16 protein-coding genes and 2 rRNA genes (1 of these 18 only partly in view) are annotated in these 25,023 nt (G+C 67.5%); 6 read left to right on the top strand and 12 right to left on the bottom strand.

Features of this window, described 5'->3' with window-relative positions; translation table 11 throughout:
• Positions 1-11: 11 nt before the first annotated feature.
• Entirely contained in the window at positions 12-488 is a 477-nt protein-coding gene (locus AB8810_RS02895) for a DUF2244 domain-containing protein (RefSeq protein WP_179567876.1), read from the bottom strand.
• 274 nt (positions 489-762) lie between these two features.
• On the opposite strand from AB8810_RS02895, the gene putA reads away from it, so the two are divergent.
• The gene (gene putA, locus AB8810_RS02890; protein WP_369916606.1) at positions 763-3,948 is read left to right on the top strand and encodes a bifunctional proline dehydrogenase/L-glutamate gamma-semialdehyde dehydrogenase PutA; all 3,186 of its coding nucleotides are present in this window, start codon (positions 763-765) and stop codon (positions 3,946-3,948) included.
• A gap of 159 nt (positions 3,949-4,107) precedes the next feature.
• On the opposite strand, the gene AB8810_RS02885 is transcribed toward putA, so the two are convergent.
• The 6 genes from AB8810_RS02885 to AB8810_RS02860 form a co-directional block, all read right to left on the bottom strand.
• Positions 4,108-5,520 (bottom strand): 6-phospho-beta-glucosidase, encoded by a 1,413-nt coding sequence (locus AB8810_RS02885; protein ID WP_206229844.1) that lies wholly within the window; start codon positions 5,518-5,520, stop codon positions 4,108-4,110.
• Complete coding sequence (locus AB8810_RS02880; protein WP_369916605.1) at positions 5,501-6,427, bottom strand: carbohydrate kinase family protein; 927 nt, start codon at positions 6,425-6,427, stop codon at positions 5,501-5,503. Before AB8810_RS02880 ends, AB8810_RS02885 begins: the two co-directional genes overlap by 20 nt.
• The gene (locus AB8810_RS02875) at positions 6,424-7,797 is read right to left on the bottom strand and encodes an APC family permease (protein WP_191826922.1); all 1,374 of its coding nucleotides are present in this window, start codon (positions 7,795-7,797) and stop codon (positions 6,424-6,426) included. Before AB8810_RS02875 ends, AB8810_RS02880 begins: the two co-directional genes overlap by 4 nt.
• Positions 7,798-7,867: 70 nt before the next feature.
• Positions 7,868-9,739, bottom strand: a complete 1,872-nt coding sequence (locus AB8810_RS02870; RefSeq protein ID WP_369915513.1) for a beta-galactosidase — start codon at positions 9,737-9,739, stop codon at positions 7,868-7,870.
• 70 nt (positions 9,740-9,809) lie between these two features.
• The gene (locus AB8810_RS02865) at positions 9,810-12,779 is read right to left on the bottom strand and encodes a TonB-dependent receptor (RefSeq protein ID WP_369915512.1); all 2,970 of its coding nucleotides are present in this window, start codon (positions 12,777-12,779) and stop codon (positions 9,810-9,812) included.
• A gap of 631 nt (positions 12,780-13,410) precedes the next feature.
• Entirely contained in the window at positions 13,411-14,748 is a 1,338-nt protein-coding gene (locus AB8810_RS02860) for an outer membrane protein transport protein (protein ID WP_369915511.1), read from the bottom strand.
• Positions 14,749-14,980: 232 nt separating this feature from the next.
• On the opposite strand from AB8810_RS02860, the gene AB8810_RS02855 reads away from it, so the two are divergent.
• Together AB8810_RS02855 and AB8810_RS02850 are read left to right on the top strand one after the other, a co-directional pair.
• On the top strand, positions 14,981-15,673 hold the full coding sequence (locus AB8810_RS02855; RefSeq protein ID WP_039006253.1) for a rhomboid family intramembrane serine protease: 693 nt from the start codon (positions 14,981-14,983) through the stop codon (positions 15,671-15,673).
• Positions 15,674-15,713: 40 nt separating this feature from the next.
• Positions 15,714-16,034 carry a DUF1820 family protein gene (locus tag AB8810_RS02850; RefSeq protein WP_142742976.1) on the top strand — a complete coding sequence of 107 codons (321 nt, stop codon included), beginning with the start codon at positions 15,714-15,716 and terminating at the stop codon, positions 16,032-16,034.
• A gap of 229 nt (positions 16,035-16,263) precedes the next feature.
• Here AB8810_RS02850 and AB8810_RS02845 read toward each other — a convergent pair whose 3' ends face one another.
• Complete coding sequence (locus tag AB8810_RS02845; RefSeq protein ID WP_179567890.1) at positions 16,264-17,751, bottom strand: S41 family peptidase; 1,488 nt, start codon at positions 17,749-17,751, stop codon at positions 16,264-16,266.
• Between the two features lie 105 nt (positions 17,752-17,856).
• A complete protein-coding gene (locus AB8810_RS02840) occupies positions 17,857-19,110 on the bottom strand; it encodes a murein hydrolase activator EnvC (protein WP_369916604.1) in 1,254 nt (417 codons plus the stop codon).
• Positions 19,111-19,272: 162 nt separating this feature from the next.
• On the opposite strand from AB8810_RS02840, the gene AB8810_RS02835 reads away from it, so the two are divergent.
• The gene (locus AB8810_RS02835) at positions 19,273-19,935 is read left to right on the top strand and encodes a hypothetical protein (protein ID WP_179567892.1); all 663 of its coding nucleotides are present in this window, start codon (positions 19,273-19,275) and stop codon (positions 19,933-19,935) included.
• A gap of 84 nt (positions 19,936-20,019) precedes the next feature.
• Positions 20,020-21,750: a M28 family metallopeptidase gene (locus AB8810_RS02830; RefSeq protein WP_369915510.1), complete on the top strand. Its 1,731-nt coding sequence runs from the start codon at positions 20,020-20,022 to the stop codon at positions 21,748-21,750.
• Positions 21,751-22,105: 355 nt separating this feature from the next.
• Here the strand turns inward: AB8810_RS02830 and AB8810_RS02825 are convergent, their stop codons facing one another.
• Positions 22,106-23,173 (bottom strand): NAD(P)-dependent alcohol dehydrogenase, encoded by a 1,068-nt coding sequence (locus tag AB8810_RS02825; RefSeq protein WP_206229849.1) that lies wholly within the window; start codon positions 23,171-23,173, stop codon positions 22,106-22,108.
• A gap of 329 nt (positions 23,174-23,502) precedes the next feature.
• Here AB8810_RS02825 and AB8810_RS02820 point away from each other — a divergent pair, with 329 nt between their 5' ends.
• Positions 23,503-23,598: a hypothetical protein gene (locus AB8810_RS02820; RefSeq protein ID WP_369915509.1), complete on the top strand. Its 96-nt coding sequence runs from the start codon at positions 23,503-23,505 to the stop codon at positions 23,596-23,598.
• 73 nt (positions 23,599-23,671) lie between these two features.
• Here AB8810_RS02820 and rrf read toward each other — a convergent pair.
• Together rrf and AB8810_RS02810 are read right to left on the bottom strand one after the other, a co-directional pair.
• Positions 23,672-23,786: ribosomal RNA gene (rrf, locus tag AB8810_RS02815) — 5S ribosomal RNA — on the bottom strand.
• A gap of 173 nt (positions 23,787-23,959) precedes the next feature.
• A 23S ribosomal RNA gene (locus AB8810_RS02810) occupies positions 23,960-25,023 on the bottom strand; it runs 1,816 nt beyond the window's last position.

Raw genomic sequence — 25,023 nt, 5'->3', positions numbered from 1 at the left:
CCCTTGGAGCGTCATCGGTTGCGGCCGGTCGCGGCCGCCAGCAAGCCTTCCAGGGTCTGCGCCAGCTCGCGGCGCTCGCCCGGGCCGAGAAACTCGCCGACCCGGACCTGCTTGCCGCTGCACGCCAGCACCACCCTGTCGTCGCCTTCGATCCGCAACCGCACCCAATGCGGGTGGGCGCGGAACGCCGGCGTTCCTGCATTCGTGCGGGTCACTTCCACGCAGCCCGGACCCACCCGGATGTCCTCTTCGCGCTCGCCGCTGCGCCATGACCAGCGCAGCGCGAGCGCCACCACGATGCTGTGCAACAAGGCGAACGCCGGCGCGAACACGTTGCCGGCGAACCACCCCAGCACCGCCACCGCCCACATCGCCCCGGCCAGCGCCGCGAACAACATCACGAATTGCCGGGCACTGAGCGCCCGCGGCGGCCGCAGCCGCAGCTGCGTACCCGCTCCCTCCGCAGAAAACGGACACATTTCGATCATGTCGAACCGCGCTTCCGAGCCGCCGCGCTGTACCAGCCGCGAGCAACGATTCGATGGTAGCCCCGGGCCTGCGCGCCGGCAAGCGCGCGTTCATCATAAAAAATGCTGCATTGCAACCAAATTCTCGCCGCAAGCGTTCAGCCATCGGTGTCCGCCGCAGGCAACCGTGCACCGCGCCGACGCGCTGCACGAGCGGGCGCTGGCATAAAATGCGCGCATCTTCCCTGGTCCTCCCTGCATGAACGCTCTGTCTGGCGCCGGTTCCTCACCGGCGATGCCGTCCGCGTCTCCCTCGCCGTTGCTTGCCCCCGAACTGCCCCCCGCCTCCCACGCGCTGCGCGCCGCGATCACCGCCGCATGGCTGAAGGACGAGGCCGACCACGTGCGCGAACTGCTCGAACAGGCGCGCCTGCCCGCCGCCGACCAGGCCAAGGTGCAGGCGCTGGCCGCCGACCTGGTCACCCGGGTGCGCGCCCGCGCCCAGAACCAGGGCGCGATCGAAGCCTTCATGCGCCAGTACGACCTGGGCAGCGAAGAGGGCGTGCTGCTGATGTGCGTGGCCGAAGCGCTGCTGCGCATCCCCGACCAGGAAACCGCCGACAAGCTGATCCGCGACAAGCTCGGCGACGCGGACTGGAAGAAGCACATGGGCGAAAGCGACTCGGTGCTGGTCAACGCCTCCACCTGGGGGCTGATGCTCACCGGCAAGCTGGTGCAGATCAACGACCTGACCCGCGCCGACGTGGCCGGCGCGTTCAAGCGCCTGATCGGCCGCGTCGGCGAGCCGGTGATCCGCCTGGCGGTGCGCCAGGCGATGAAGATCATGGGCCACCAGTTCGTGATGGGCCGTACCATCGGCGAGGCGCTGTCGCGCTCGAAGAAGGGCGACAACGCGCATTACCGCTACTCGTTCGACATGCTCGGCGAAGGCGCGCTGACCATGAAGGACGCGCACCGCTACCTCGACGCCTACCGCCAGGCGATCCACGCGATCGGCCGCAGCGGTCCCAACGGCTCGTACAAGGGCAGCGACGTGTTCGCCGCGCCCAGCATCTCGATCAAGCTGTCCGCGCTGTATCCGCGCTACGAGCACGCCAAGCGCGCGCGGGTGATGGCCGAACTGGTGCCGGGCGTGCTGGAACTGGCGCAGCTGGCCCGGTCCTACGGCATCGGCTACACGGTGGATGCCGAAGAGGCCGACCGCCTGGAACTGTCGCTGGACATCATCGAGGCCACCTTCTCCGATCCGTCGCTGGACGGCTGGGAAGGCTACGGCCTGGCGGTGCAGGCGTACCAGAAGCGTACCCCGTACACGATCGACTTCCTCGCCGACCTGGCGCGCCGCGTCGGCCGCCGCATCCCGGTGCGCCTGGTCAAGGGCGCGTACTGGGACGCGGAGATCAAGCGCGCGCAGGTCGAGGGCCATCCGGGCTACCCGGTGTTCACCCGCAAGCAGAACACCGACGTGTCGTACCTGGCCTGCGCCAAGCGCATGTTCGCGCACAGCGACGCGCTGTACCCGATGTTCGCCACCCACAACGCGCAGACCATCGCCGCGGTGCGCGCCATCGCCGGCAGCAAGGACTACGAACACCAGAAGCTGCACGGCATGGGCGACGACCTGTACGCCGAGGTGATTCCCGCCGACCGCCTGGGCGTGCCGTGCCGCGTGTACGCGCCGGTCGGCTCGCACGAGGACCTGCTGCCGTACCTGGTGCGGCGCCTGCTCGAGAACGGCGCCAACTCCAGCTTCGTCAACCGCATCACCGACGAGGACGTGGCCATCGAGGACCTGATCCGCGATCCGGTCGAAGCCGTGTCCGCATTCGCCTCCATCCCGCATCCGAAGATTCCGCTGCCGGCCGATCTGCTGCGCAGCCAGAACCACAACAGGAAGAATTCCATGGGCGCCAACCTCGCCAACGACAACGACCTGCGCGCGCTGGCCGACCAGCTCAACGCCGCGATCAAGCCCTGGCAGGCCGTGCCGCTGGTGCCGGGCGCGGTGATCGCCAGCGCGCCGCTGGACGTGACCAACCCCGCCGACCGCCGCCAGGTGGTGGGCCGCTGGCAACCGGCCGACGCCGCCACCGTGGAGAAGGCGCTGGCCAACGCGGTCGCCGCGCAGCCGGGCTGGAACCGCACCCCGGCCGCCAGCCGCGCCACCATCCTCGAGCACGCCGCCGATCTGCTGGAAGCGCGCATGCCCGAGTTCATCGCGCTGTGCGTCAAGGAAGCCGGCAAGACCCTGCCCGACGGCGTCGCCGAAGTGCGCGAGGCGGTGGATTTCCTGCGCTACTACGCCGGCCAGGCGCGCGCCCAGTTCGGCGCGCCCGAGCGCCTGCCCGGGCCGACCGGCGAGTCCAACGAACTGCAGCTGCACGGCCGCGGCGTGTTCGTGTGCATCAGTCCCTGGAACTTCCCGCTGGCGATCTTCCTCGGCCAGGTCGCCGCGGCGCTGGCCGCCGGCAACAGCGTCATCGCCAAGCCGGCCGAGCAGACCAACCTGGTCGGCCATGCCGCGGTGAAGCTGCTGCACGAGGCCGGCGTGCCGGAAGCGGCGGTGCAGTTCCTGCCCGGCGACGGCGCCACCGTCGGCGCCGCACTGACCCGCGATGCGCGCGTGGCCGGCGTCGCCTTCACCGGCTCGACCGAGACCGCGCGCGCGATCAACCGCGCGCTGGCCGCGCGCGACGCCGCGATCGGCGTGCTGATCGCCGAGACCGGCGGCCAGAACGCGTTCATCGCCGACTCCTCGTCGCTGCCCGAGGCGGTGGTCAAGGACGCGATCTCCAGCGCCTTCATCTCCGCCGGCCAGCGCTGCTCGGCCGCGCGCGTGCTGTTCGTGCAGGACGACATCGCCGACAAGGTGATGACCATGCTCGCCGGCGCGATGGCCGAACTGAAGATCGGCGACCCGGGCCTGCTGTCCACCGACGTCGGCCCGGTGATCGATGCCGACGCGTTGCAACTCCTCACCGACCACGCCGCGCGCATGGACCGCGAAGCGCGCCTGATCGCGGTGGCCGCCAGCGACGACGGCACCGCGCACGGCAGCTTCTTCGCCCCGCGCGCCTACGAACTGCAGTCGCTGGCGCAGCTGCAGCGCGAGATCTTCGGCCCGGTGCTGCACGTGATCCGCTGGAAGGCCGACCAGCTCGACGCGGTGATCGAGCAGATCAACGCCACCGGCTACGGCCTGACCCTGGGCGTGCATTCGCGCATCGACGAGACCATCGAGCGCATCGCCGCCCGCGTGCAGGTCGGCAACGTCTACGTCAACCGCAACCAGATCGGCGCGGTGGTCGGGGTACAGCCGTTCGGCGGCCAGGGCCTGTCCGGCACCGGCCCCAAGGCCGGCGGTCCGCACTACCTGTTGCGCTTCGCCACCGAGAAGGTGGTGACGGTCAACACCACCGCGGCCGGCGGCAATGCGTCGCTGCTGACCCTGGGCGACTGATCGGCGCAAGAGTCCTCTGCGGCATGTCTGTAGGAGCGGCTTCAGCCGCGACAGGCACTCTCCGGTAGGCCAATGTCGCGGCTGAAGCCGCTCCTACACGACAGCGAAGCGCAATTGGCGGCGGATCAACGGCTCCGCCGCCACGTCTTCATGCACCCATCAGCCATGCCAGTGCATCGGCCCCTGGCACAGGCACTGGCCGTCGTCGCTGAGATGCCCGAACAGGCTCTCCAGCAAATCGTGCGACGGCGTCCATTCGCCGATCGCCGGATGGATCAGCATCGCCTTGCGCGCGGTCAGGCGGCTGCCCGACAGCACCGCCTCGATCGCCGCGCGCTCGTAGGCCTTCACCGCGCGGATCAGGCCATGCACGGCATCCGGCAGCGGCGCGGTCGGGCACGGCACGATGCGGTCGCGGTCGATGTGCGAGGAAATCTCCACGATGTCGTCGTCGGGCAGATCGGCGATCGCGCCCTGGTTGCGCACGTTGACCACGATCTTCGCCGGCACCGCGCCGGTCAGCGCGCTCATCACGTCGATGGCGATGCGGTGGTAGCCGGTGCTGACCCGGAACGGATCGGCCTGCAGGCTGACCCCGGCATCGAACGCCGAACCGCCTTCGGCCTCGAGCTTCATGTACGAGCCCGAGCGCTGGTTCAGATACGCCGCATAGGTCTGCACCGCACCGTGGCCGTCGCCGGCCTGCAGGCGGCTGCCCAGCGTGGCGATCAGGGCATGGTTCAAGGTCTCGATCTCGGCGCCGCGGCTGCCGCCCTGCGTGCGCTGGTTGGCCAGCGCGCGGCGCCGCTCGTAGTAGAAGAACAGGTATTCGCTGGGAATCAGCCGCAGCTCGCGGATCATGTCGAAGTCGAACAGCGGCGCCAGGTACAGCTGGCGCAGCAGCGCGTCGTCCTGCAGCAGCCGGTCGATGACCTCTTCGCCGTGCAGGCGCACGCCGCGCACCCAGCCCAGGTGATTGAGGCCGACGTAATCGCATTCCACCGCGTCGTGGTGCGCGCCCAGCGCGTGCGCGATGTTGTGGAACAGTTCGGTCGGGGTGTCGCAGATGCCGACGATCTTGGCGCGGGTATGCGTGGTCACCGCCTGGGTGATCAACCCGGCCGGATTGGTGAAGTTGACCAGCCACGCGTCCGGGCTCAACTGCTCGACCAGCCGCGCCTGCGCGATCGACACCGGCACGGTGCGCAAGGCCATGGCCACGCCCGCCGGGCCGGTGGTCTCCTGCCCCGGATAGCCCTGGTCGATGCTCACCCGCTCGTCGGCGGCGCGCTGCGCGATGCCGCCGATGCGGATGCTGTTGAGCACGAAGTCCGCGCCTTCGATCGCATCCTCCAGCGAATCGGCCGCGCGCAGGCGCAAGTCGCCGCCGAACTCGCTCACCACCGCGCGGCCCATCGCGACCATCAGTTGCACGCGCTCCGGATCCGGGTCGTACAGCACCATCTCCTCCACGCCCAGTGCCGCGGCCGCCTCGTTGACCCCATACACGACCAGTGGCGAGCGCACCCCGCCACCGCCGATCAAGGCGATCTTACGATTCGTTGCTGTCATTGCGGTTCCTCAGTTGGTCGAAATCGGGGAGGCCGTCCAGCGCGCCGAGCGCGGCGCAGCAGGACGCGCCGCAGAAGCAGGCGCGGCGCAGGCAGTCGTCGAGTCCTGCGCCGTCGAGCAGCGCATCGATGAAGCCCGCGTCGAAGGCGTCGCCGGCGCCGGTGGTGTCGCGCACCTGCACCGCGGGCGCGGCCACCAGGCGCGCGCCGGCCGCATCGACCGCCATCGCGCCGGCGCCGCCGAGCTTGATCGCCGCATGGCGCAAGCCCAGCGTCTGCGCCCACTGGCGGCACGCCTCGGCGCCGTCGCCGCAGCCGAGCAGCGCGGCCTCTTTCTGATTGGGCAGGAAATAGTCCACCTCGCGGCAGGTGGCCAGGTTGTGCGGCGCGCTCAGCCAGTCCGGGCTGAAGCCCACGTCCAGCGACGTCGTGCAGCCGGCCGCAGCCAGCGCCGGCAGCAGCGTCTGCGCCAGCGCGCGCGACAGCGGCATCGCGAAATGCACGTGGCGCGCCGCGCACAGTTCGTCCAGCAGCTCGGCGCGCGCGAGCAGCGCGTCGAGCTTGGCGTTGGCGCCCAGGTAGGTGAAGAACGCACGGTCGTCGGGCATCGACACGCTGACCGTGATCCCGGTGCCGGCCGGGTCGCTGCGCAAGCCGTCGCTGCGCACCTGGAACTGGCCCAGGCGCTGTTCGAACCACGGCCGGTCGCTCTCGCCGATCAGGCCGATCAGCCGCGTGCTGCGCCCCAGCCGCGCCAGCCCGCAGGCGGTGTTGACGGTGCCGCCGCCGAGTTCGCGCAGATAGGCGCTGGCCAGGGCTTCCTCGCCCGGCTGCGGCCAGCGCTGGAACCCGCTGAGGATGTGATCGGCGTAGATCTCGCCGACCACGGCGACGTCGCACGCGCTCATCGCGCTACCCAAGGCCATGTGCCCTGCCTCCTGGCTTGAATCAAGAACAGCGCCGTGCCCACACACAACGCCACGACCGCCGCGAGCAGGTGGCGGCCCTGGCTGGTGGCCAGGATGTACAGCCAGCCGGCCACGCTCACCCACAGCGGCCACGGATACAGCGGCATCGAGAACGCCTCCGGCGGACGCTGCGCCTGCCGCCGCAGCAGCACCACCGCCAGGCACTGCGCCATGAACTGGAACATGATCTGGATGACCATCAGCGTGGCGATCAGGTCGTCCAGCGACAGCAGGCAGGCCAGCGCCGAGGTCGCGCCGACGAACAGCAGCGACACGGTCGGGAAACGCCCGCGCGGATGCAGCCGCGCGAACACCCGGAAGAACTGCCCCTCGGCCGCCGCCGCGTACGGCACCCGCGAATAGCCCAGCAATACCACCAGCGCCGAGCCCCAGCTGGCCAGCATGATCAGCGCGACCGCGATGGTGCTGCCGACATGCCCGTAGATCGCCTGCATGAAGTCGGCGACCACCGCCTTCGACTGCGCCGCCTGCTGCCACGGCAGCACGCCGAGGATGGCCACGTTCAAGCCCAGGTACAGCGCCGCCACGATCGGGATCGAACACAGCACCGCCAGCGGGATGTTGCGCCGCGGCTGGCGGATCTCGCCGCCGAGCATGCACACGTTGTTGTAGCCGCCGTAGTCGTACACCGCGATCAGCGCCACCGCGCCGAAGCCGAGCCAGAAGCCGTGCGGCGAGACCGCACCGGCATGCAGGAAACGCCGCGCGATCGCCATGTCGAAATGCAGCAGGCCGCTGGCCACGATCCACACCACCGCCGCCACCACCGCGGCGGTGACTAGCAGCGACAGCACCTGCACCGAGCGCACTTCGCGGTACAGCAAGGCGGTGTTGAACAGGCACAGCGCCGCGGCGATCGCGGTCAGTTGCCATGGCGCCAGGCCCGGCGCCAGAAAGGCCAGGTACTGGGTGAAGCCGACCGCCGCCGCGCCGATCGACAACGGCGCGGTCAGCAGCGTCTGCCACAGGTAGAGAAAACCGAACAGGCTGCCCAGGCGGTCGCGGCCATAAGCCTCGCGCAGGTAGTGGTACGGCCCGCCGGATTTGGGAATCGCCGAGCCCAGTTCGGCCCAGACCAGGCCGTCGCACAGGCACAGCAGCGCGCCGGCCACCCAGCCCAGCAGCACCATCGGTCCGGCCAGCGCCGACAACGCCAACGGGATGGTGATGAACGGGCCGATGCCGACCATGTTCAGCAGGTTCGCGGACAGCCCGCCCCAGAATCCGATCGCGCGCGGCGGCACGTGCTCGGCATCGTGGCGCGTCGCATCGGGCGTGGTCAGCAGCATGCAGACTCCCTTGTCGCCGGCGCGACGCAGTGGATCGGATGGAGACGGTGGGTGTGTATGCGGCGCACGCTCATGCGCGCGCTCCTTGCAACGCGTCCGCACAGCGGATCGCGGCGGCACGGGTGCGATGCAGATCGAGCACCAGCACCTCGTTGCGGCCCGGCCGCAGCCACGGTCCCGGGCAGTACAGGCATTGCTGCGGCCCGATGCGCCAGTAGCGGCCGAGCAACTGGCCGTTGACCCACACATAGCCCTTGTCCCACTCGCGCATGTCCAGGTAGGCGTCGCCGGGCGTCTCGATCACGATCTCCGCACGGAAGAACAGCCCCGGCCGCGACGTCGGTGCGCGCAGCGGCTGCAGCGTCTTGATCCAGCTGTCGTCCAGTGCGATCGGATACGCCTGCCAGTCCTGCAGCGGCGTGCCGTGCAGGCGCACGTCGCCGAGCAGTCCTTTGGCATCGCCCAGCGCCGGACCGAAGTTCACATGGCCGAAGCTGTCGACCAGGATCTCCAGCGTGCGCTCCGCTTGCTGCGCCGGCGGCAGCGTCAGCTGTGCCGAGGAATGCAACGTACGGTGCCGCACCCGCGACACATGCCCCACTTCCTCGCCATCGACATGCACCACCGCGTAGTCGTGCACGCCGTCCACGCGCAACTGCGCGCCGGGACCGATGCGGCGGCGATACAGCACCAATCCCTGGTCCTGGCCGAACAGGAGTTCGTTGCCGGCCGGCGCCACGGTCGCGACCGGTGCTGCAGGCAGGTTGTCCCACAGCGCCGCATACGGCAGCGCCAGCGTCGGTGCGAAGGCCGTGCGTGCCGGCGCTGCCGGTGGCGCCGGCAAGCGCTGTGGCAGATACGCGGCGATCGTGTCGCGCATCGCCCAATACGCCGGCGTCGCCTCGCCGCGCTCGTCGATCGGCGCGCCGTAGTCGTAACTGGTCAACGCCGGTTGGAAGTTGGAACCGTCGTCGTCGGCATTGGCGCCGGCGCTCAGGCCGAAGTTGCTGCCGCCATGCACCACGTACAGGTTGAACGAATGGCCATGCGCCAGCAGCCGGCGCAGCGTCGGCAGATAGTCGCGCCGCGCGAAGTCCGCCTCGCCCCAGTGCGTCAGCCAGCCCGGATAGCCCTCGGCCACCCACACCGGGGCGTCGCCGGCGAACGCGCGGCCGTGCTCCAGATCGGCCAGATCGGCACCGTCCAGGCCCAACGCCGCGCCCGGCAGGTACGCCTTGCGCCGGCGCAGATCCTTCATGCCATCGGCGACCGCGAACGGCCCGTCGATGCCGTGCTCCTGCCACAGCGTGCGCAGCGCCTGCAGGTAGCCGACGTCGTCGCCGAACATCGAATACTCGTTTTCGATCTGCAGCATCAGCACCGGCCCGCCGGCCGACGCCAGCAACGGCGCGATGCGTGGCGCCACCGCCGCGACATAACGGCGCACCGCCGCCATGTAACGCGCATCGCCGGCATCGCGCAGGCGCATGCCCGGTTCGCGCAACAGATAGGCGGGCAGGCCGCCGAGCGTCCACTCGGCGCAGACGTAAGGACCCGGCCGCAGATAGACCCACATGCCTTCCTGCGCGCACAGGCGGATGAAGGCGACGAAATCGCGGCGACCGCTGTCCAGGTCGAATACCCCCGGTTCCGATTCCAGCGCGTTCCACATCAGATACAGCGCGATGGTGTTCAGGCCCATCGCCTTGGCCATGCGGATCCGCTGCAGCCAGTACTCGCGCGGAATGCGCAGCGGATGCATCTCGCCGCTGCGGATCTGCCACGGCCGGCCGTCGAGCACGAACTGCCCTTGCGCGAAGCCGAACGCATGCGGGCGTCCATCCGGTTCGGGCGCGGCAGCCGTGGCGGCCGCGCCCGCCGGCACGGCCGCCATTCCCAGCGGCGCGAGCACACTCAGCAAGCAAAAATGGCGACGTTTCATCGAAGTCTCCGTGGGCAGCGCGGCACGGGGCGATGCAGACCTGCACCGCCCCGGTCCCGCGGAGAACTGGCTAGAACGCGTACTTGGCGGTCAGCAACGTGGTCATGCCGGCATCGACGATGTCCGAGACCGCCAGATCGCTGCGGCCCACGTGCGCCCAGTAGCTGTACTCCTTGGTCAGGTTGGAGATCGACAGATCCAGGCTCAGGCCGTTGTCGAAGTGGTAGCCGGCATGCAGGTCCACGCGCCGGGTCGGACGCGCCCACAGGTCGTCCCAGGTCGCGCCCTGGTGCAGATAGTCGTAACTGAGCAGGTACGAGCTGCTGAAGTGGTAGCTCAGGTTCACCGAGAACCGCTCGCGTTCGTAGAACAGTTCGACGTTGGCCATGGCATTGGGCGCCGACTGCATGTGCTCGTTCTCGAAACCGTCCATACCCAGATCGGCGCGCGCATGCTGGCGGGTGGCGTTGAAACTCACGCCCAGGCCGTTCAGCGGTTCGGGCAGATCCTGGAAGCGCTGGCGTGCGCTGACCTCCAGGCCATAGACGCGGCCGTCGCCGCCATTGGTCGGCATCGAATAGAACACCGTGCCGCTGCCGCTGGTGTCGGGATTGGCCTGGCCGGAGCCGGCGTCGTAGATGTAGTTGCGCAGGCGCTTGTAGAAGCCGGCGACCGAGAAGAAGCCGCCATGCTCGGTCGACCATTCCCCGGACAGGTCCAGGTTGGTCGCTTCGATCGGCTTCAGGTCCGGGTTGCCCTGGGTGATCGTGGTATTTCCATTGGAGACGCTGATATTGCTGCCGCCGCCCAACTGCACGAACGCGGGCCGGGTATAGCTGGTCCACAGCGAGGCACGGTAGGCGGTGCGCGCGTCGGGCCGCCAGGTCAGGAACACGCTCGGCAACGGTTCGTCGTAGGCGGTGTGGTTGCTGTCGAAATAGCCGACTGTTTCGTTGCCGTCGGCATCGGACGGCGTCACCCAGAACGTGTTGTGGATGCTGCTGTGCTCGAAGCGCACGCCCGGCACGATTTCCAGGTTGCCGAGCGAGAAGGTCGCCATCGCATAGGCCGCGGCGACCGCCTCGGTGCCGCGCATCGTGTTGCAGTTCCAGTTGTTGACGTAATACGCCTTGCCGCAGCTGTCCAGGTCGTCGTCGTGCAGATGGCTGTAGATGACGTTGCTGACCGCGGTCTCGCTGACCTTGGGCGTGACCCAGGGATACTTGCCGGGAAAGATCGCGCTGTAGTTGCCGTTGAAGATGCCCAGGTCGCCGAGCGTACTGGTGTCGTCGACGCCGCCGGTCCACCAGTCGCGGTTGCTGAAATTGCGCGAGCTCTTGCTGTACTTCACCCCGAACTGCAGCGCCGACAGCGCGCCGTCCTCGAAGTCGTAGCGCACGTCGAACTTGGCGCCGCCCTTCTTCTGCCCGGAATAGATCTTGGTCAGTTCGCCGTAGCTGCTGGCGTACAGCGACGGGATATTGTTGACCTGCGCCAGCAACGCCGGAGTCAGTTGCGGATACGGGAAGGCGCCGCTGCCGTAGTTGACCAGGCTGCTGCCGGAGTAGGCGTAATTGGTCTGCGAGAACTTGTCCTCGCGGCCGTCGATCTCGACATGGTTGGGACGGTCGTTGTCGCCGAAGCTGTAGAACAGGTTCGGCATGAAGGTCCAGCCGCCGGAGGTCTTGCGCGCGCCGATCTGGAACGTCGCCAGGTCGGCGATTTCCGGATTGGTCTCGTACCAGAAGCGCGAGGCGATGCGGCCGATGTTGGGCGTGTAGACGCCTGCGGTCGCGCTCGGCACATAGGTCACGTCCTGCGGCAGCAGCTGCACGAAGGTGGTGCCCTGGTCGGTCTTGGCGTAGGCGTAGGTGGCGCGCGCGTACAGCGACAGGCTGTCGTCGACCTGCCAGTCGAACGAAGCGTTGCCGCCGTAGCGGCGTTCCCAGCCGGCGACCACGCCGACGTTCATGCCGGTGCTGGTCAGGTTGTGCTGCGGATCGTAACCGGCGGCGTTGCCGCCGTCGGCATCGGCATGCAGGAACGCCCACGAATGGTCGTTCAGCGCGCTGGTCGCCGCAGCGACCTCGCTGTTGGTCGAAGTGCGGTAGTCGTAATAGGCGCTGGCATAGAAGCCGAACTGCTGTTCGTCGCCGAACTTGTGCTGGAACTCGCCGGCCAGGCCGCCGCCCAGGCCGTCGCCGCCGTAGTCGCGCGCACGGCTCTCCAGGCGGCCGCTGCCGGTCACGCTGCCGCTGGTGGTCTGCTTGAAATCGAACGCGGTGGGCGTGCGGAAGTCGATGGTGCCGCCGATCGCATCGCCGTCCATGTCGGCGGTGGAGGTCTTGTTGACCACGATGGTCTGCAATCCCGACGGCGGCAGCAGGCTGAGCTGCACGCTGCGGCTGTAGGGCATGCCCTGCGCGACGGTGACACCGTCGATCAGGTTGACGTTGTACTCCGAGGGCAATCCGCGCACCGAGGCGAACATGCCCTCGCCGCGCGCCGCGCCATCCACGCCGCCGAAATAGCCCGAGCCGGTGGTGGTGATGTTGATGCCCGAGATCAGCCCCAGTGCCTCGGCGACGTTGTGCACCGCGGTGTGCTGCAGGTCGTTGGCGGACAGCACGTCCACCGTGTTCACGGCATTCATCTTCAGGTTGCTGGCGTCGTAGCGGTTGGCGACGACGGTGATGTTCTTCAGTTGCTTGACCTCGTCCAGCGCGACGGTGAGCGCGGTGGTGCCGGTGTCGCTCACCTCGAAGCTGGTCTGCGCCGCACTGAAACCGGGATAGCTCGATTCCAGCGCGTATTGCCCCGCCGGCACATCGGCGATGGCGAAATGCCCATTGGCATCGGTCACCGCGCTGTACGCGGTCCCGGCGATGCCGACCCGCGCGTTCGCGGCGGGTTTGCCGCCTTGCACGCTGACCTGACCGGTCACCGTCCCCGCCACCGCCGTCAATGCGGCGCTCGCCCCCAGTACCGCCAGGATCGCCTCAACCAGGATCTTGCCGTTCGAACGCTTGCCACTGCACATGATGCTTCCCCTCGCCAAAAGTGCCATGCACCGGGCGCGACGCATGTCGGCAACCCGGATGTCGTTTGGACCGACCGGACGCACGGCGAATGCATGGCGCGCACGCTGCGGCGCTGCGCGCAACAACGGGCGCGCACGGGCAACGGGACACGGGAAACAAACGCGACGGCGTCGGTCAGATCAGACCGCGATGCACGATTAGCGTCGAGGCGGCGAGTAGCCGGCGACGCACTTGTCGCGTGAGCGCAAGGCACTCAGCTTGTGGCGAACGGTCATGCCGGCTCGCCTCGGGAAACGCGGACGGCAGCCAGTGCCGAAGGCGCGGTACAGAAAAACAGCGGCGTTGCAGCGCAGGACGAAGGAGTCGATTCGCGGTGGTGCATTGCCAACCTCTCCCATTCGACGACCGCAGGCCGGATGGCGACGGCATGACTGCCGTGGCCGCATGCCGATGTCACATCCCCATCGGCTTCACAAGCCTTCTACGCCGGGGTGGGATGTCTGTCAAGCATTCGCGGCGATATGCGCGAAGCCGCGTCAGGGGAAGGGAAACACGCACAAAAAAGCCCCGCCGAAGCGGGGCTTTGGTGGCTCGCGGCCTGCGCCGCGAGACTGTCGCGCAAGCGCTCGATCAGAACTTGTAGTTGACCGACGCCGCCAGCACGTTGCCGCTGACGTCGTAGCTGCCGATCAGGGTGTTGCCGGTGGCAGTGGTCGAGTTGATGCTCGGATCGCTGGTGAACAGGTGGGTATAGCCGAAGCTGTACTCGGCCTGCTCGGACGGACGCCAGCTCAGACCCAGCGAGACCCACTTGCGGCTCGCGTCGGGCACGCGCACGTCGCGGTGCTCGTTGCTGGTCGGGGTTTCGTCGTAGGCCAGGCCGCCACGCAGGGTCAGCGTGTCGCTCATGCGGTAGTCGGCACCGATCGAGACGAAGGTGGTGTCGTTGTAGGCGAAGTTCAGCACGCTGTCGGGCTGGTTGTTGGCGAAGTCCACCGTCACCTGGTCGAACTTGCTCCAGGCGGTGCGGCTGACGTCGGCCATCACCGTCCACTGCTCGTTGATGGTGTGGGTGAAGCTGGCGGTCGCGCTGGCCGGCAGCGTGACCGTGGCGCGGCCCTTGGTGTCGACGAAGGTGCCCGGCGCAGCGACGGCCAGCACGGTGGCGGCGTTGGCCGGCGTGGTGAAGTCGGCGGTGCCGTCGGTGATCTTGTGCTCGACCTTCGACCGGTAGCTGAAGCCGATGTGGGTGTTCTCGTCGATGCTGAACAGGCCGCCCAGGGTGTAGCCGATATCGGTGCTGTTGCCCTTGATGCGCGAGTAGCCGTCGGCGCTGCCCGGCGCGAAGCCCGGCACGCGGCGCGCGGCCAGGACCGAACCCAGATCGATCGCGTTGGACAGATCGATGTCCAGGCGCTCGGCGAACACCGACGCGCCGAACGACACGTACGGGTTCACGTCGTAGGAGAAGGCGAGGTTGAGGTCGATCGCCTGCAACTCGGTCTTGACGCCGTTGTAGCGGCCTTTCCAGTCGCGGTCGTATTCGGTCTTGAAGCCGTACGGCACGGTCAGCGAGGTGCCGAAGTGCATGTTGTTGTTTTCGCCGAACGGCAGGTGGAAGTAGGCCGCCGGGACCGGCGCGATCGTGCCGGCATCGCCGCCGTTGCCGCCGGAGATCGCCGAGCCGGTGGCGTAGGTGCCGGTGCCCTCGTACTTGGCCGCGAACTGGATCGCGCTGACGTCGGCCTGGAACACCTTGCCGTCGAGCTGGCGCATGCCGGCCGGGTTGTTGGCGATGATCGAGGCGTCGCCGGGGGCGCTGCCGGAGCCGGCGAAGGCGCGGCCCAGGCCCTTGGCGCTGTTTTCCTTGAGCTGGAACGCGGCGCCGTGCGCCTGACCGATGGTCAGGGCGCCGACGATGCCGACGGCCAGGGCGGTGAAGCGGACGAACTGGGTTGCGTTTTGCATGGCTTGTTACTCTCCGGAAGACGAAAATGTCTGTGTTCGCGTCTGCGCATCCCCGCTGAGCAAGCCGGAAATGCGCGCCGGAGTCCCCTCCCGACATACGACGCCGTATGCAGTATACCCCTCTGCGTTAACCGAACAATAACAATACCGCCCGTTCAGTTTCGCGCGGAGTAGGCGTGCGTTCAGCCGGAGGGAGCCGGTATCGTTACGGGCCGCGTCCCCCGGTACTGGCATGTTCGTCTCCATTCCCTCCCGCGACCGGACCACGCTGCGCTGGGCCACGCCGTTGCTGTTCGCGGCGATGTGGCTGGCGTTCCTGTGGTCGATCAGCCGCCCCAACCAGGCCCGCGCCACGCTGTGGCTGGACTGGGGCGCGCTGTCGGCCGGCGTCGCCAGCCCGCGCGACTGGCTGGCGACGGTGCAGGACGGCAGCGTGCTGCGGCTGTTCACCGCGCTGTTCCTGCATGCGGACTGGTCGCACCTGCTCGGCAACCTGGTGTTCCTGCTGATCTTCGGCCTGCCGGCCGAGCGCGTGCTCGGGCCGTGGCGCTTCCTGCTGCTGTTCCTGGGCGGCGGCGCCCTCTCCAACCTGGCCGCGGTGTTCGCGATCGGCACTCCGGACCGGGTCATCATCGGCGCCAGCGGCGCGGTCTCGGCGCTGATCGGCACCTACCTGGCGCTGTTCCCGCGCGCCAAGCTCGGCGTGGTGCTGCCGCTGGGGCTGTTCCTGGAATTCGTGCGCGCGCCGGCCTCGCTGCTGATCGGCACCTGGGCGGCGCTGCAGGTGGTGTTCGCCTATATCGGCCCGGCCTTCGGCATGGTCGCCTGGTCCGCGCACCTGACCGGCTTCACCCTGGGCATGGCGTACGGGCTGTACGTGCGCGCGGCGATCGCGCGGCGCCTGCGCAAGCGCAAGGGCTTTTGATCCGCCACGCCATCGCGCTACCGCGCTCTATACTTCGCGCATGGCCAAGTCCCTGTACAAAGTGACGTTCCTCAACCACGGCAAGGTGTACGAGCTGTACGCGCAGCACGTGGGCAGCAGTCACCTGTGGGGCTTCAGCGAGATCGGCGGGCTGGTGTTCGACCTGCACGACGGCCTGGTAGTCGACCCCACCGAAGAACGCCTGCGCGAGGAATTCGGCGACACCAAGATGCTGCACCTGCCGATGCAGAGCATCGTGCGCATCGAGGAAGTGGAGAAGAAAGGCCAGTCCGCGATCCGCGACGCGGCCACCGGCGAAAAGGTGATCACCCCGTTCCCGATGCCGGGCAAACCGCGCTGAGCGCATGCGGGGTGAAGTGCCGGTCAGCGCCACGCCGCTGTCGGCATCCAGTGCTTTTGTAGGAGCGGCTTCAGCCGCGACCGGGCGTTGCCGGTAACGCCCGGTCGCGGCTGAAGCCGCTGCTGCAAGAGCATCGTGCGGATCGCAATGCGCTCGATCGCAGGTGGCGCGCCATGCACGGCGCACCACGCCGCGCACCCTGCCGGCGCGGCGAACGGCAAGCACCGCGTCAGTCGCCCGAAGGCGGCGTCGGCGTGTCGGTCTTGGGCGGATCGACCTTCGGCGCCTCTGCGGCCGGCGCATCGGTCTTCGGCGCCACGCTCTTTGGCGCGAGCGTCGCCGGCTTGGCCGCGGTCGGCGCGGCCGCCTTCGGCTTGGCCTTGGCCTGCTTGGCCGCAGCGGCCCTGGCCACCGCACCGGGCTGTTTCAGTTCGGCCAGCGCCTGCGCGATCGGTGCGTCGCCGGGCAGCACGTCGCCGGCGCTATAGCCCTCGGCGCCTTCGTCGTCGCCGTGCAGGTGGCCGGGCAGCGTCGCTTCGCTGTAGTCGGCCAGCACCGCCGGCTTGTCCGCGTCTTCCTTGCTCTCTTCCGGGCGCAGCACCACCTCCGGCACGATGCCGCTGGCCTGGATCGACTTGCCGCTGGGCGTGTAGTAGCGCGCCGTGGTCAGCTTGACCGAATCGCCGTTGTCCAGCGGCAGCACGGTCTGCACCGAACCCTTGCCGAAGGTGCGGCTGCCGACGATGCGCGCGCGCTTGTTGTCGCGCAGCGCACCGGCCAGCACTTCCGAGGCGCTGGCCGATCCGGCATCGACCAGCGCGACCATCGGCGCACCGTTGAGCAGATCGCCGGGCGTGGCGTCGAATTTGGAATCGCTGACCGAGATGCGCCCGCGCGTGGTCACGATGGTGCCCTTGTCGAGCAGGTCGTCGGCCACCTGCACCGCCGCGGTCAACAGGCCGCCGGGATTGCTGCGCAGGTCCAGCACCAGGCCGCGCAGCTTGCCGCCGGACTGCGCCTGCAACTGCTGCAGCTGCTTGTGGAAGTCCGCGCCGGTATCGGCCTGGAACGTGCTGATGCGGATGTAGCCGTAGCCCGGCTCGAGCATGCGGCTGCGCACGCTGGCCACGCGGATGGTCTGCCGGGTCAGGGTCACGTCGAACGGCTTGTCCACCTTCTCGCGAACGATGGTCAGCACCACCTTGCTGCCCGACTCGCCGCGCAACGGCTCCATCGCCTTGACCGCGCTGATCGGCTTGCCGTCGATGGCGACGATGATGTCGCCCGAGCGCACGCCGGCGCGCGCGGCCGGCGTGTCGTCGATCGGCGACACCACCTTGAGCGTGTTGTCCGGCAGCTGCAGCAGTTCCACGCCGATGCCGTCGTAGGCGCCGGTGGCCTGTTCGTCGAAGGCCTCGGCGTCTTCCTTGCTGAAATAGGTGCTGTGCGGATCCAGGTCGAGCAGCAGGCCGCGGATCGCCGACTGCATCAGTTTCTTGTCGTCGACCGGATCGACGTAGGCTTCCTTCACCGCGTTGTACACCGCCACGTAGCGGCGGATCTCGTCCAGCGGCACGCGCGAGGTGGCCGATTCGGTGGCGTCCGGATCGTCGGCACTGGCGGTGGAGGCCGAGGGCGTCTGTTCGCCGGCGCTCTGCGCCATCGACGGCAGCGGCGCCAGAGCAAGCAACAGGGCAGCGGACAGAACTACGCGCATGAAGCACTCCGATTGTGGGATGACCTGCACCGTCCACGGCGCAGCTGTCCGGATTATGCGCGAAAGCGGGCTAAATCCGCGTTGAATGCACGGCCTCGGTGGCGCTCAGCGCCGCTGCAGCCACGACGACGGATCCACCGGCTGGCCGTTGCGGCGCAATTCGAAATACAGCGCCGGGCGCCCTTGCCCGCCGGAATTGCCGACCTTGGCCACCGCATCGCCGCGTTTGACCCGCGCGCCGGGATCGCGCAACAGCGTGTCGTTGTGCGCGTACAGGCTCATGTAGCCGTTGCCGTGGTCCACGATCAGGATCATGCCGTACCCGGTCATCCAGTCGGAGAACACCACCGTGCCGTCGGCCACCGCAGTGATGGTGCTGCCGGCCGGCGCGGCGATCAGCACGCCGTTGCTGGTGCGCCCATCGGGCAGCTTGCCGCCGTAGCGCGCGATCAGGTCGCCCGACAGCGGCCAGCCCAGGCCGCCGACCTTCAGCGCCGGCGCCGAGGCCACCACCTTGGGCGGTACCTTGCTGCCGCCGCGCGACGGATTCTTCGCTGCGGCCTTGGCCTGCGCGGCCTGCTCGGCCGCCGCGCGCCTGGCTGCCGCACGGCGCTCGGCCTCGGCCCGCGCCGCCGCCGCACGCAGATTGGCCAGCAACGTTTCCAGCGCCTTGGCGTCCTGGCCCAGCGCCTTCTCGCGCTCGCTGCGGTCCTGGTAGCGCTCGTCCAGTTCGGACACCAGGCTGGCGCGCTGCTTGCGGTCGCGCTGCAACGCCGCCGCCTGTTCCTGCTGCTGGCGCTGCGCTGCGCTGAGCTGTTGCCGCTTTGCCGCGACCTCGTGCTGTACCTGTTCCAGCGCCTGCAGCTCATGGGTCAGTGTGGCGATACGCTGCGCGCGTTCGCGCTGCAGATAGCGGTGGTAGGCCAGCAGGCGGTTGGCGTCGGCCACCCGGTCCTGCGCCAGCAGCAGCTTCAATGGCGCATTGCCGCCGATCGCATAGGCCGCGCGCAACAGCTGCGCCAGTTCGGCACGCTGTCGCACCAGGCCGTTGCGCAGCGTGTCGCGCTTGCGCTCCAGTTCGGCCAGGGTCTGCTGGTGCTGCTGCAGCGCCTGCTGGGTCTGCGCCAGGCTGCGCCCGGTGGTGGCCACCTTCTCGTCGGCCTCGCGCAGCTGGCGCGCGGCATCGCCGCGCTTGCCTTCCAGCTGGCGCCGCTCCTCGGCCACGCTCTTCAGCTCGCCGCGCACCTTCTCCAGGCGGCGCTCGGCCTCGCGCGGGTTCTGCGCCAGCGCCAGCGTCGCGATCAGCAGCAACACCGTCCCCGCCAGCCACCTCGTTGCCGCGTGCCCAGGCGCGCGCAGGCGCCGCCCCGGCGCGGCAGGCGAGGCGGAGCGCAACGAAGCGGAGGCGGTTGCGGGCAAGGGCTGGTCCAATGACTTCAGGCAGGTGCGGATTGTAACGAAGCATGTTGTGATCGCCGCACAAGTAGGTGCCGCGACTGGCCGGCGTCCCGGAGGTGGGTGATGAAGCGTACGCATGTATCGGTCCTGTTGGCGCTGGCCCTGGCCGCCGGCCCCGCCCTGGCCGCAGAAGGCATCAGCAAGGTCAACGGCAGCATCACCGCCGAATCGGGCAAGCAGTACGGCGACCTGGAAACCGTGAACGGTGGCATCACCGTCGAATCCGGCGCCAGCGTCGGCGATGTGGAAACCGTCAACGGCAGCCTCAAGATCGCCGACAACGCGCAGACCGGAGGCCTGTCCACGGTCAACGGCGGCATCCGTGTGGGCCAGCAGGTGCAGATTTCCGAGTCCATCGAGACGGTCAACGGCGGCATCTTCGTCGACCGCGGCGGCCGCATCGGCGGCAGCGTGGAGAGCGTCAACGGCAGCATCGGCCTGGTCGCCACGCAACTGGAAGGCGGCATCGAGACGGTCAACGGCGACATCACCGTCGGCCACGATTCGCACCTCGGCGGCGGCATCGAGATCAAGAAGCCGAGCTTCAGCATCTCGTTCAAGCCGACGCGCAAGCCGCGCATCATCATCGGTCCGCGCGCGGTGATCGACGGTCCGCTGCATTTCGAGCGCGAGGTGACCCTGTACGTGCATCGCAGCGCGAAGACCGGCCCGATCAGCGGCGCCACCGCGCAGCCGTTCGATGGCGACACCGCGCCGGAGAATTGATCCGGCCGCGTCGTCCGCACTGCCGGCGGCGCGCGCGCGGGACTTGCCTATAGAATCGGGATTCCTCACACCCCAGGAGCCCCCATGTCCCGCAAGCTTGTGCTGTGCCTGGCCGCCGCGGCCGCGCTGACCGCGTGCAAGCGCGAGGCGCCGGCCCCGGCCGCCGATGCCACGCCGCCCGCGCCCGCTCCTGTGGCCGCCGCAGGCCACGCCTTTTCTCCCGAGATCACGCCGGCCGACTTCGGCGAGCTGGTCAAGACCCTGTCCTCGGACACGTTCGAAGGCCGCGGTCCCGGCACGGCGGGCGAAGAGAAGACGGTCTCCTATATCCGCGATCAGATGCAGCGCATCGGCCTGCAGCCGGGCAACGGCGACAGCTGGTTCCAGGACGTGGCGATGACCGAGACCACGGCCGATCCGAACACCACGCTGAAGCTGGAGCAGAACGGCAAGCCGCGCGAACTGAAGTTCGGCACCGACATGGTGATCGGCACCCGCACCGGCCAGACCGAGGTCAAGATCGACGCCAGCGACATGGTGTTCGTCGGCTACGGCGTGGACGCGCCCGAGCAGAAGTGGAACGACTACGCGGACCAGGACTGGAAGGGCAAGACGGTGGTGATGTTCGTCAACGACCCCGGCTTCCACACCGAGGACGGCGCGCTGTTCGAAGGCAAGCGCATGACCTATTACGGGCGCTGGACCTACAAGTTCGAGGAAGCCGCGCGCAAGGGCGCGGCCGCCGCACTGATCGTGCACGACACCCCCGGTGCCAGCTACGGCTGGGACGTGGTGAAGAATTCCTGGTCCGGCGCGCAGTACGACCTGCCGGCCAAGGACGACCCGGAACCGCGCATCCCAGCGCAGGGCTGGATCACCGCGCAGGCCGCCAAGCAGTTGTTCGCCGACGCCGGGCTGGACCTGGACCAGGCCTACAAGGACGCGAGCAAGCGCGGCTTCAAGCCGGTGCCGCTGAAGGCCAAGCTGTCGGTGGACCTGAAGAGCACGATCTCCGAGAAGAAGTCGCGCAACGTGGTCGGCGTGCTGCCCGGCAGCAGCCGTGCCGACGAAGCGGTGCTGTACATGGCGCACTGGGATCACCTGGGCAAGCACGAGGGCGAGACCGGCGACAACATCTACAACGGTGCGGTCGACAATGCGACCGGCGTCGCCGGCATCCTCGAGATCGCCGACGCATTCGTGCACCAGCAGCCCAAGCCGGAACGCTCGGTGGTGTTCCTGGCGGTGACGCTGGAAGAGTCGGGCCTGCTCGGTTCCAAGTACTACGTCGCCCATCCGACCTTCCCGTTGAACAAGATCGCCGGCGTCATCAACCTCGACGCGATGCCGGTCGCCGGCCGCGCCAAGGACCTGGTGGTCAACGGTTTCGGCAGCTCCGAACTGGAGGACCTGCTCAAGCCGATCGCCGCCGCGCAGGGCCGCGTGCTGCATGCCGAGTCCTCGCCGCAGAGCGGCTTCTATTTCCGCTCCGATCACTTCAACTTCGCCAAGGCCGGCGTGCCGGCGCTGTACATCGATGGCGGCGAAGACCTGGTCGACGGTGGCATCGATGCCGGCAAGCGCGCTGCCGAGGACTACGGCAAGCATCGCTACCACACGCCCGCCGACCAGTACGATCCGGCGACCTGGAAGCTCGACGGGGTGATGGACGACCTGCAGGCCGTCTACGGCGTCGGCAAGGGACTGGCGGCGGGCGACGCATGGCCCAACTGGTATCAGGACAATCCGTTCAAGGCCGCCCGCGACAGCATGATGGGCAATGCCAAGCAGGCAGCGGCGACGCCGGGCAAATGACCGGCTGACGCGTTCCTGACGATGGTCACGACAACGGCGCTGCGGCGCCGTTGTCGTTTCGAACTATCGGCCATCGCCGCTGGCGCATGAGCCCGCGCTTTCCTGTAGGAGCGGCTTCAGCCGCGACAGGCGTTCCCGATATGGCCTGTTGCAGCTGATGGTCCTGGGATTCCCCCGAGCCGCCTCTACGAGTTTCGTTGCCTGTTAACCACCGGGACGCAAACCGCTCCAACGCAAGGTCATGGCGCATGACGCGCATAAAAAACGCCTGGACACTCGCGTGTCCAGGCGCATCGTCGAACGTTTATAGCGCATGGGCCGACCGCGACGTTGCGCGGCCGACCATGCCGCTGCGTCAGGCGGCCTGCTTGGCTTTCTCCAGGCTGGCCATGTCGATGACGAAGCGGTACTTCACGTCGCCCTTGAGCATGCGCTCGTAGGCCTCGTTGATCTGCGCCATCTCGATCGTCTCGATGTCCGACACGATGCCGTGCTTTGCGCAGAAATCGAGCATTTCCTGGGTTTCGCGGATACCGCCGATCAGCGAGCCGGCCAACTGCCGGCGCTTCATGATCAGATTGAACACCGTCGGCGACGGATGCGGCTCGGCCGGCGCGCCGACCAGCGTCATCGTGCCGTCGCGCTTGAGCAAGGTCAGGAACGCGTCCAGGTCGTGCGAGGCCGCGACGGTATTGAGGATGAAGTCGAAGCTGTTGGTATGCGCCGCCATCTCCTCCGGCAGCTTGGACACCACCACTTCGTCGGCGCCCAGACGCAGTGCATCCTCCCTCTTGTTCGCCGAAGTCGTGAACAGCACCACATGCGCGCCCATCGCGTGCGCGATCTTCACGCCCATATGACCCAGACCGCCCAGGCCGACGATGCCGACCTTCTTGCCCGGTCCCACCTTCCAGTGATTCAGCGGCGAATAGGTGGTGATCCCGGCGCACAGCAGCGGCGCCACCGCGGCAAGGTCCTTTTCGGCATGGCGGATCTGCAGCACGTACTTCTGGTCGACCACGATATGGTCGGAGTAACCGCCATAGGTATTCTCGCCACCGAACATCGGGCCGTTATAGGTGCCGACGAAGCCGCTTTCGCAATACTGCTCTTCGCCGTCCGCGCAGGACGCGCAATGCCGGCAGCTATCGACCATGCAACCGACGCCGGCCAGGTCGCCGACCTTGAAGGCCTCGACCTGCTCGCCGACCGCGATCACGCGGCCGACGATTTCATGTCCCGGCACGGACGGATATTGGGTGTTCTGCCATTCGTTGCGCGCCGTATGCAGGTCGGAATGGCAGACGCCGCAGTAGAGGATCTCGATGCTGACGTCCTGCGGCCCGGTCGCGCGGCGCTCGAACGCGTAAGGGGTCAGCGGCTGATCGGACGCCAGTGCGGCGTATCCATTGGCTTGGCTCATGGGAGAGTTCTCTCGTGACGGGGGAAGGGGTAGCGGCTTGAGGGACTCCGGTGTCGTCGGAGCCGACAGCGCAGGTCAAAGCCGGCTGGCGCGGCAGACGAAAAGTCTAAGCCGCGATGCATTAAAAGCACGCATCGCCGGTGGAACGGAGCGAACCATGGTGGCAGACAGGCCAGGGAACCAAGGACGCCGTCGCGGATCGCTCGGATCGGCCACGGGCGTTCGACTGGAGGTATATGCGAACCCGTTGGACGGGCGTGTGGTGAGCGCGGAGGGGGATTGAGGCGCTTGGTGTCACGCAGGTCCACGACCTGAAGTACGCCGACGGGTTGTGGGAAGCACGTGCGCACAGTGCGGCGGGTCAGCGGGTGGAACTCTACGCGGACCCGACGGATGGAGGCGTGGTGAGCGCGGAGGTGGACTGAGGCGCGTGGTGTTTGTGTATCTCGCGGCCAATAAAAAATCCCCGTCCTTGCGGACGGGGATTTGGGGTAAAGCCCCTGGCGATGACCTACTCTCGCATGGCTTGAGCCACACTACCATCGGCGCAGCTGCGTTTCACTTCCGAGTTCGGGATGGGATCGGGTGGTTCCACAGCGCTAATTTCACCAGGGAGACGGTTGGAGTGTCGCCGGGTTGCGTCTTCGGACAGCGCACGGGTGTGCGGTGTGGGAAGGACGGCAACTGGCGCCAGCCTCTCATAGGGTGTGACGTAGCGAGCATTTGGATAGCTATCGACGTGTGTCGTGCTAAGGGTTACTTCTTGAGGAAGCAACTTGAGGTTATATGGTCAAGCCGCACGGATCATTAGTATCAGTTAGCTCAATGCATTGCTGCACTTACACACCTGACCTATCAACCACGTAGTCTACATGGTTCCTTAAGGGGGCTTGTGCCCCGGGAAGTCTCATCTTGAGGCGCGCTTCCCGCTTAGATGCTTTCAGCGGTTATCGCTTCCGAACATAGCTACCCGGCAATGCCACTGGCGTGACAACCGGAACACCAGAGGTTCGTCCACTCCGGTCCTCTCGTACTAGGAGCAGCCCCTCTCAAACTTCCAACGCCCATGGCAGATAGGGACCGAACTGTCTCACGACGTTCTGAACCCAGCTCGCGTACCACTTTAAATGGCGAACAGCCATACCCTTGGGACCGACTACAGCCCCAGGATGTGATGAGCCGACATCGAGGTGCCAAACACCGCCGTCGATATGAACTCTTGGGCGGTATCAGCCTGTTATCCCCGGAGTACCTTTTATCCGTTGAGCGATGGCCCTTCCATACAGAACCACCGGATCACTAAGACCTACTTTCGTACCTGCTTGATCCGTCGATCTTGCAGTCAAGCACGCTTATGCCTTTGCACACAGTGCGCGATGTCCGACCGCGCTGAGCGTACCTTCGTGCTCCTCCGTTACTCTTTAGGAGGAGACCGCCCCAGTCAAACTACCCACCATACACGGTCCCCGATCCGGATTACGGACCTAGGTTAGAACGTCAAGCACGACAGGGTGGTATTTCAAGGATGGCTCCACTGCAGCTAGCGCCACAGTTTCATAGCCTCCCACCTATCCTACACAGACGAACTCAACGTTCAGTGTAAAGCTATAGTAAAGGTTCACGGGGTCTTTCCGTCTTGCCACGGGAACGCTGCATCTTCACAGCGATTTCAATTTCACTGAGTCTCGGGTGGAGACAGCGCCGCTGTCGTTACGCCATTCGTGCAGGTCGGAACTTACCCGACAAGGAATTTCGCTACCTTAGGACCGTTATAGTTACGGCCGCCGTTTACTGGGGCTTCGATCAAGAGCTTCGCCTTGCGGCTGACCCCATCAATTAACCTTCCAGCA

Source organism: Xanthomonas sp. NCPPB 3005 (assembly GCF_041228095.2).
Classification (GTDB): Bacteria; Pseudomonadota; Gammaproteobacteria; order Xanthomonadales; family Xanthomonadaceae; genus Xanthomonas_A; species Xanthomonas_A bonasiae.
The sequence above is the reverse complement of the archived record's forward strand: the minus strand, read 5'-3'. Positions and strand labels throughout refer to the sequence as shown.

What these genes read in the sequence shown, in the direction of transcription:
- AB8810_RS02830 (WP_369915510.1), top strand. Translation starts at nt 20,020, where the DNA reads ATGTCCCGCAAGCTTGTGCTGTGCCTGGCCGCCGCGGCCGCGCTGACC.
- AB8810_RS02865 (WP_369915512.1), bottom strand. Translation starts at nt 12,779, where the DNA reads ATGTGCAGTGGCAAGCGTTCGAACGGCAAGATCCTGGTTGAGGCGATC.
- AB8810_RS02845 (WP_179567890.1), bottom strand. Translation starts at nt 17,751, where the DNA reads ATGCGCGTAGTTCTGTCCGCTGCCCTGTTGCTTGCTCTGGCGCCGCTG.
- AB8810_RS02855 (WP_039006253.1), top strand. Translation starts at nt 14,981, where the DNA reads ATGTTCGTCTCCATTCCCTCCCGCGACCGGACCACGCTGCGCTGGGCC.
- AB8810_RS02885 (WP_206229844.1), bottom strand. Translation starts at nt 5,520, where the DNA reads ATGACAGCAACGAATCGTAAGATCGCCTTGATCGGCGGTGGCGGGGTG.
- AB8810_RS02870 (WP_369915513.1), bottom strand. Translation starts at nt 9,739, where the DNA reads ATGAAACGTCGCCATTTTTGCTTGCTGAGTGTGCTCGCGCCGCTGGGA.
- putA (WP_369916606.1), top strand. Translation starts at nt 763, where the DNA reads ATGCCGTCCGCGTCTCCCTCGCCGTTGCTTGCCCCCGAACTGCCCCCC.
- AB8810_RS02860 (WP_369915511.1), bottom strand. Translation starts at nt 14,748, where the DNA reads ATGCAAAACGCAACCCAGTTCGTCCGCTTCACCGCCCTGGCCGTCGGC.
- AB8810_RS02835 (WP_179567892.1), top strand. Translation starts at nt 19,273, where the DNA reads ATGAAGCGTACGCATGTATCGGTCCTGTTGGCGCTGGCCCTGGCCGCC.
- AB8810_RS02850 (WP_142742976.1), top strand. Translation starts at nt 15,714, where the DNA reads ATGGCCAAGTCCCTGTACAAAGTGACGTTCCTCAACCACGGCAAGGTG.
- AB8810_RS02880 (WP_369916605.1), bottom strand. Translation starts at nt 6,427, where the DNA reads ATGAGCGCGTGCGACGTCGCCGTGGTCGGCGAGATCTACGCCGATCAC.
- AB8810_RS02825 (WP_206229849.1), bottom strand. Translation starts at nt 23,173, where the DNA reads ATGAGCCAAGCCAATGGATACGCCGCACTGGCGTCCGATCAGCCGCTG.
- AB8810_RS02875 (WP_191826922.1), bottom strand. Translation starts at nt 7,797, where the DNA reads ATGCTGCTGACCACGCCCGATGCGACGCGCCACGATGCCGAGCACGTG.
- AB8810_RS02895 (WP_179567876.1), bottom strand. Translation starts at nt 488, where the DNA reads ATGATCGAAATGTGTCCGTTTTCTGCGGAGGGAGCGGGTACGCAGCTG.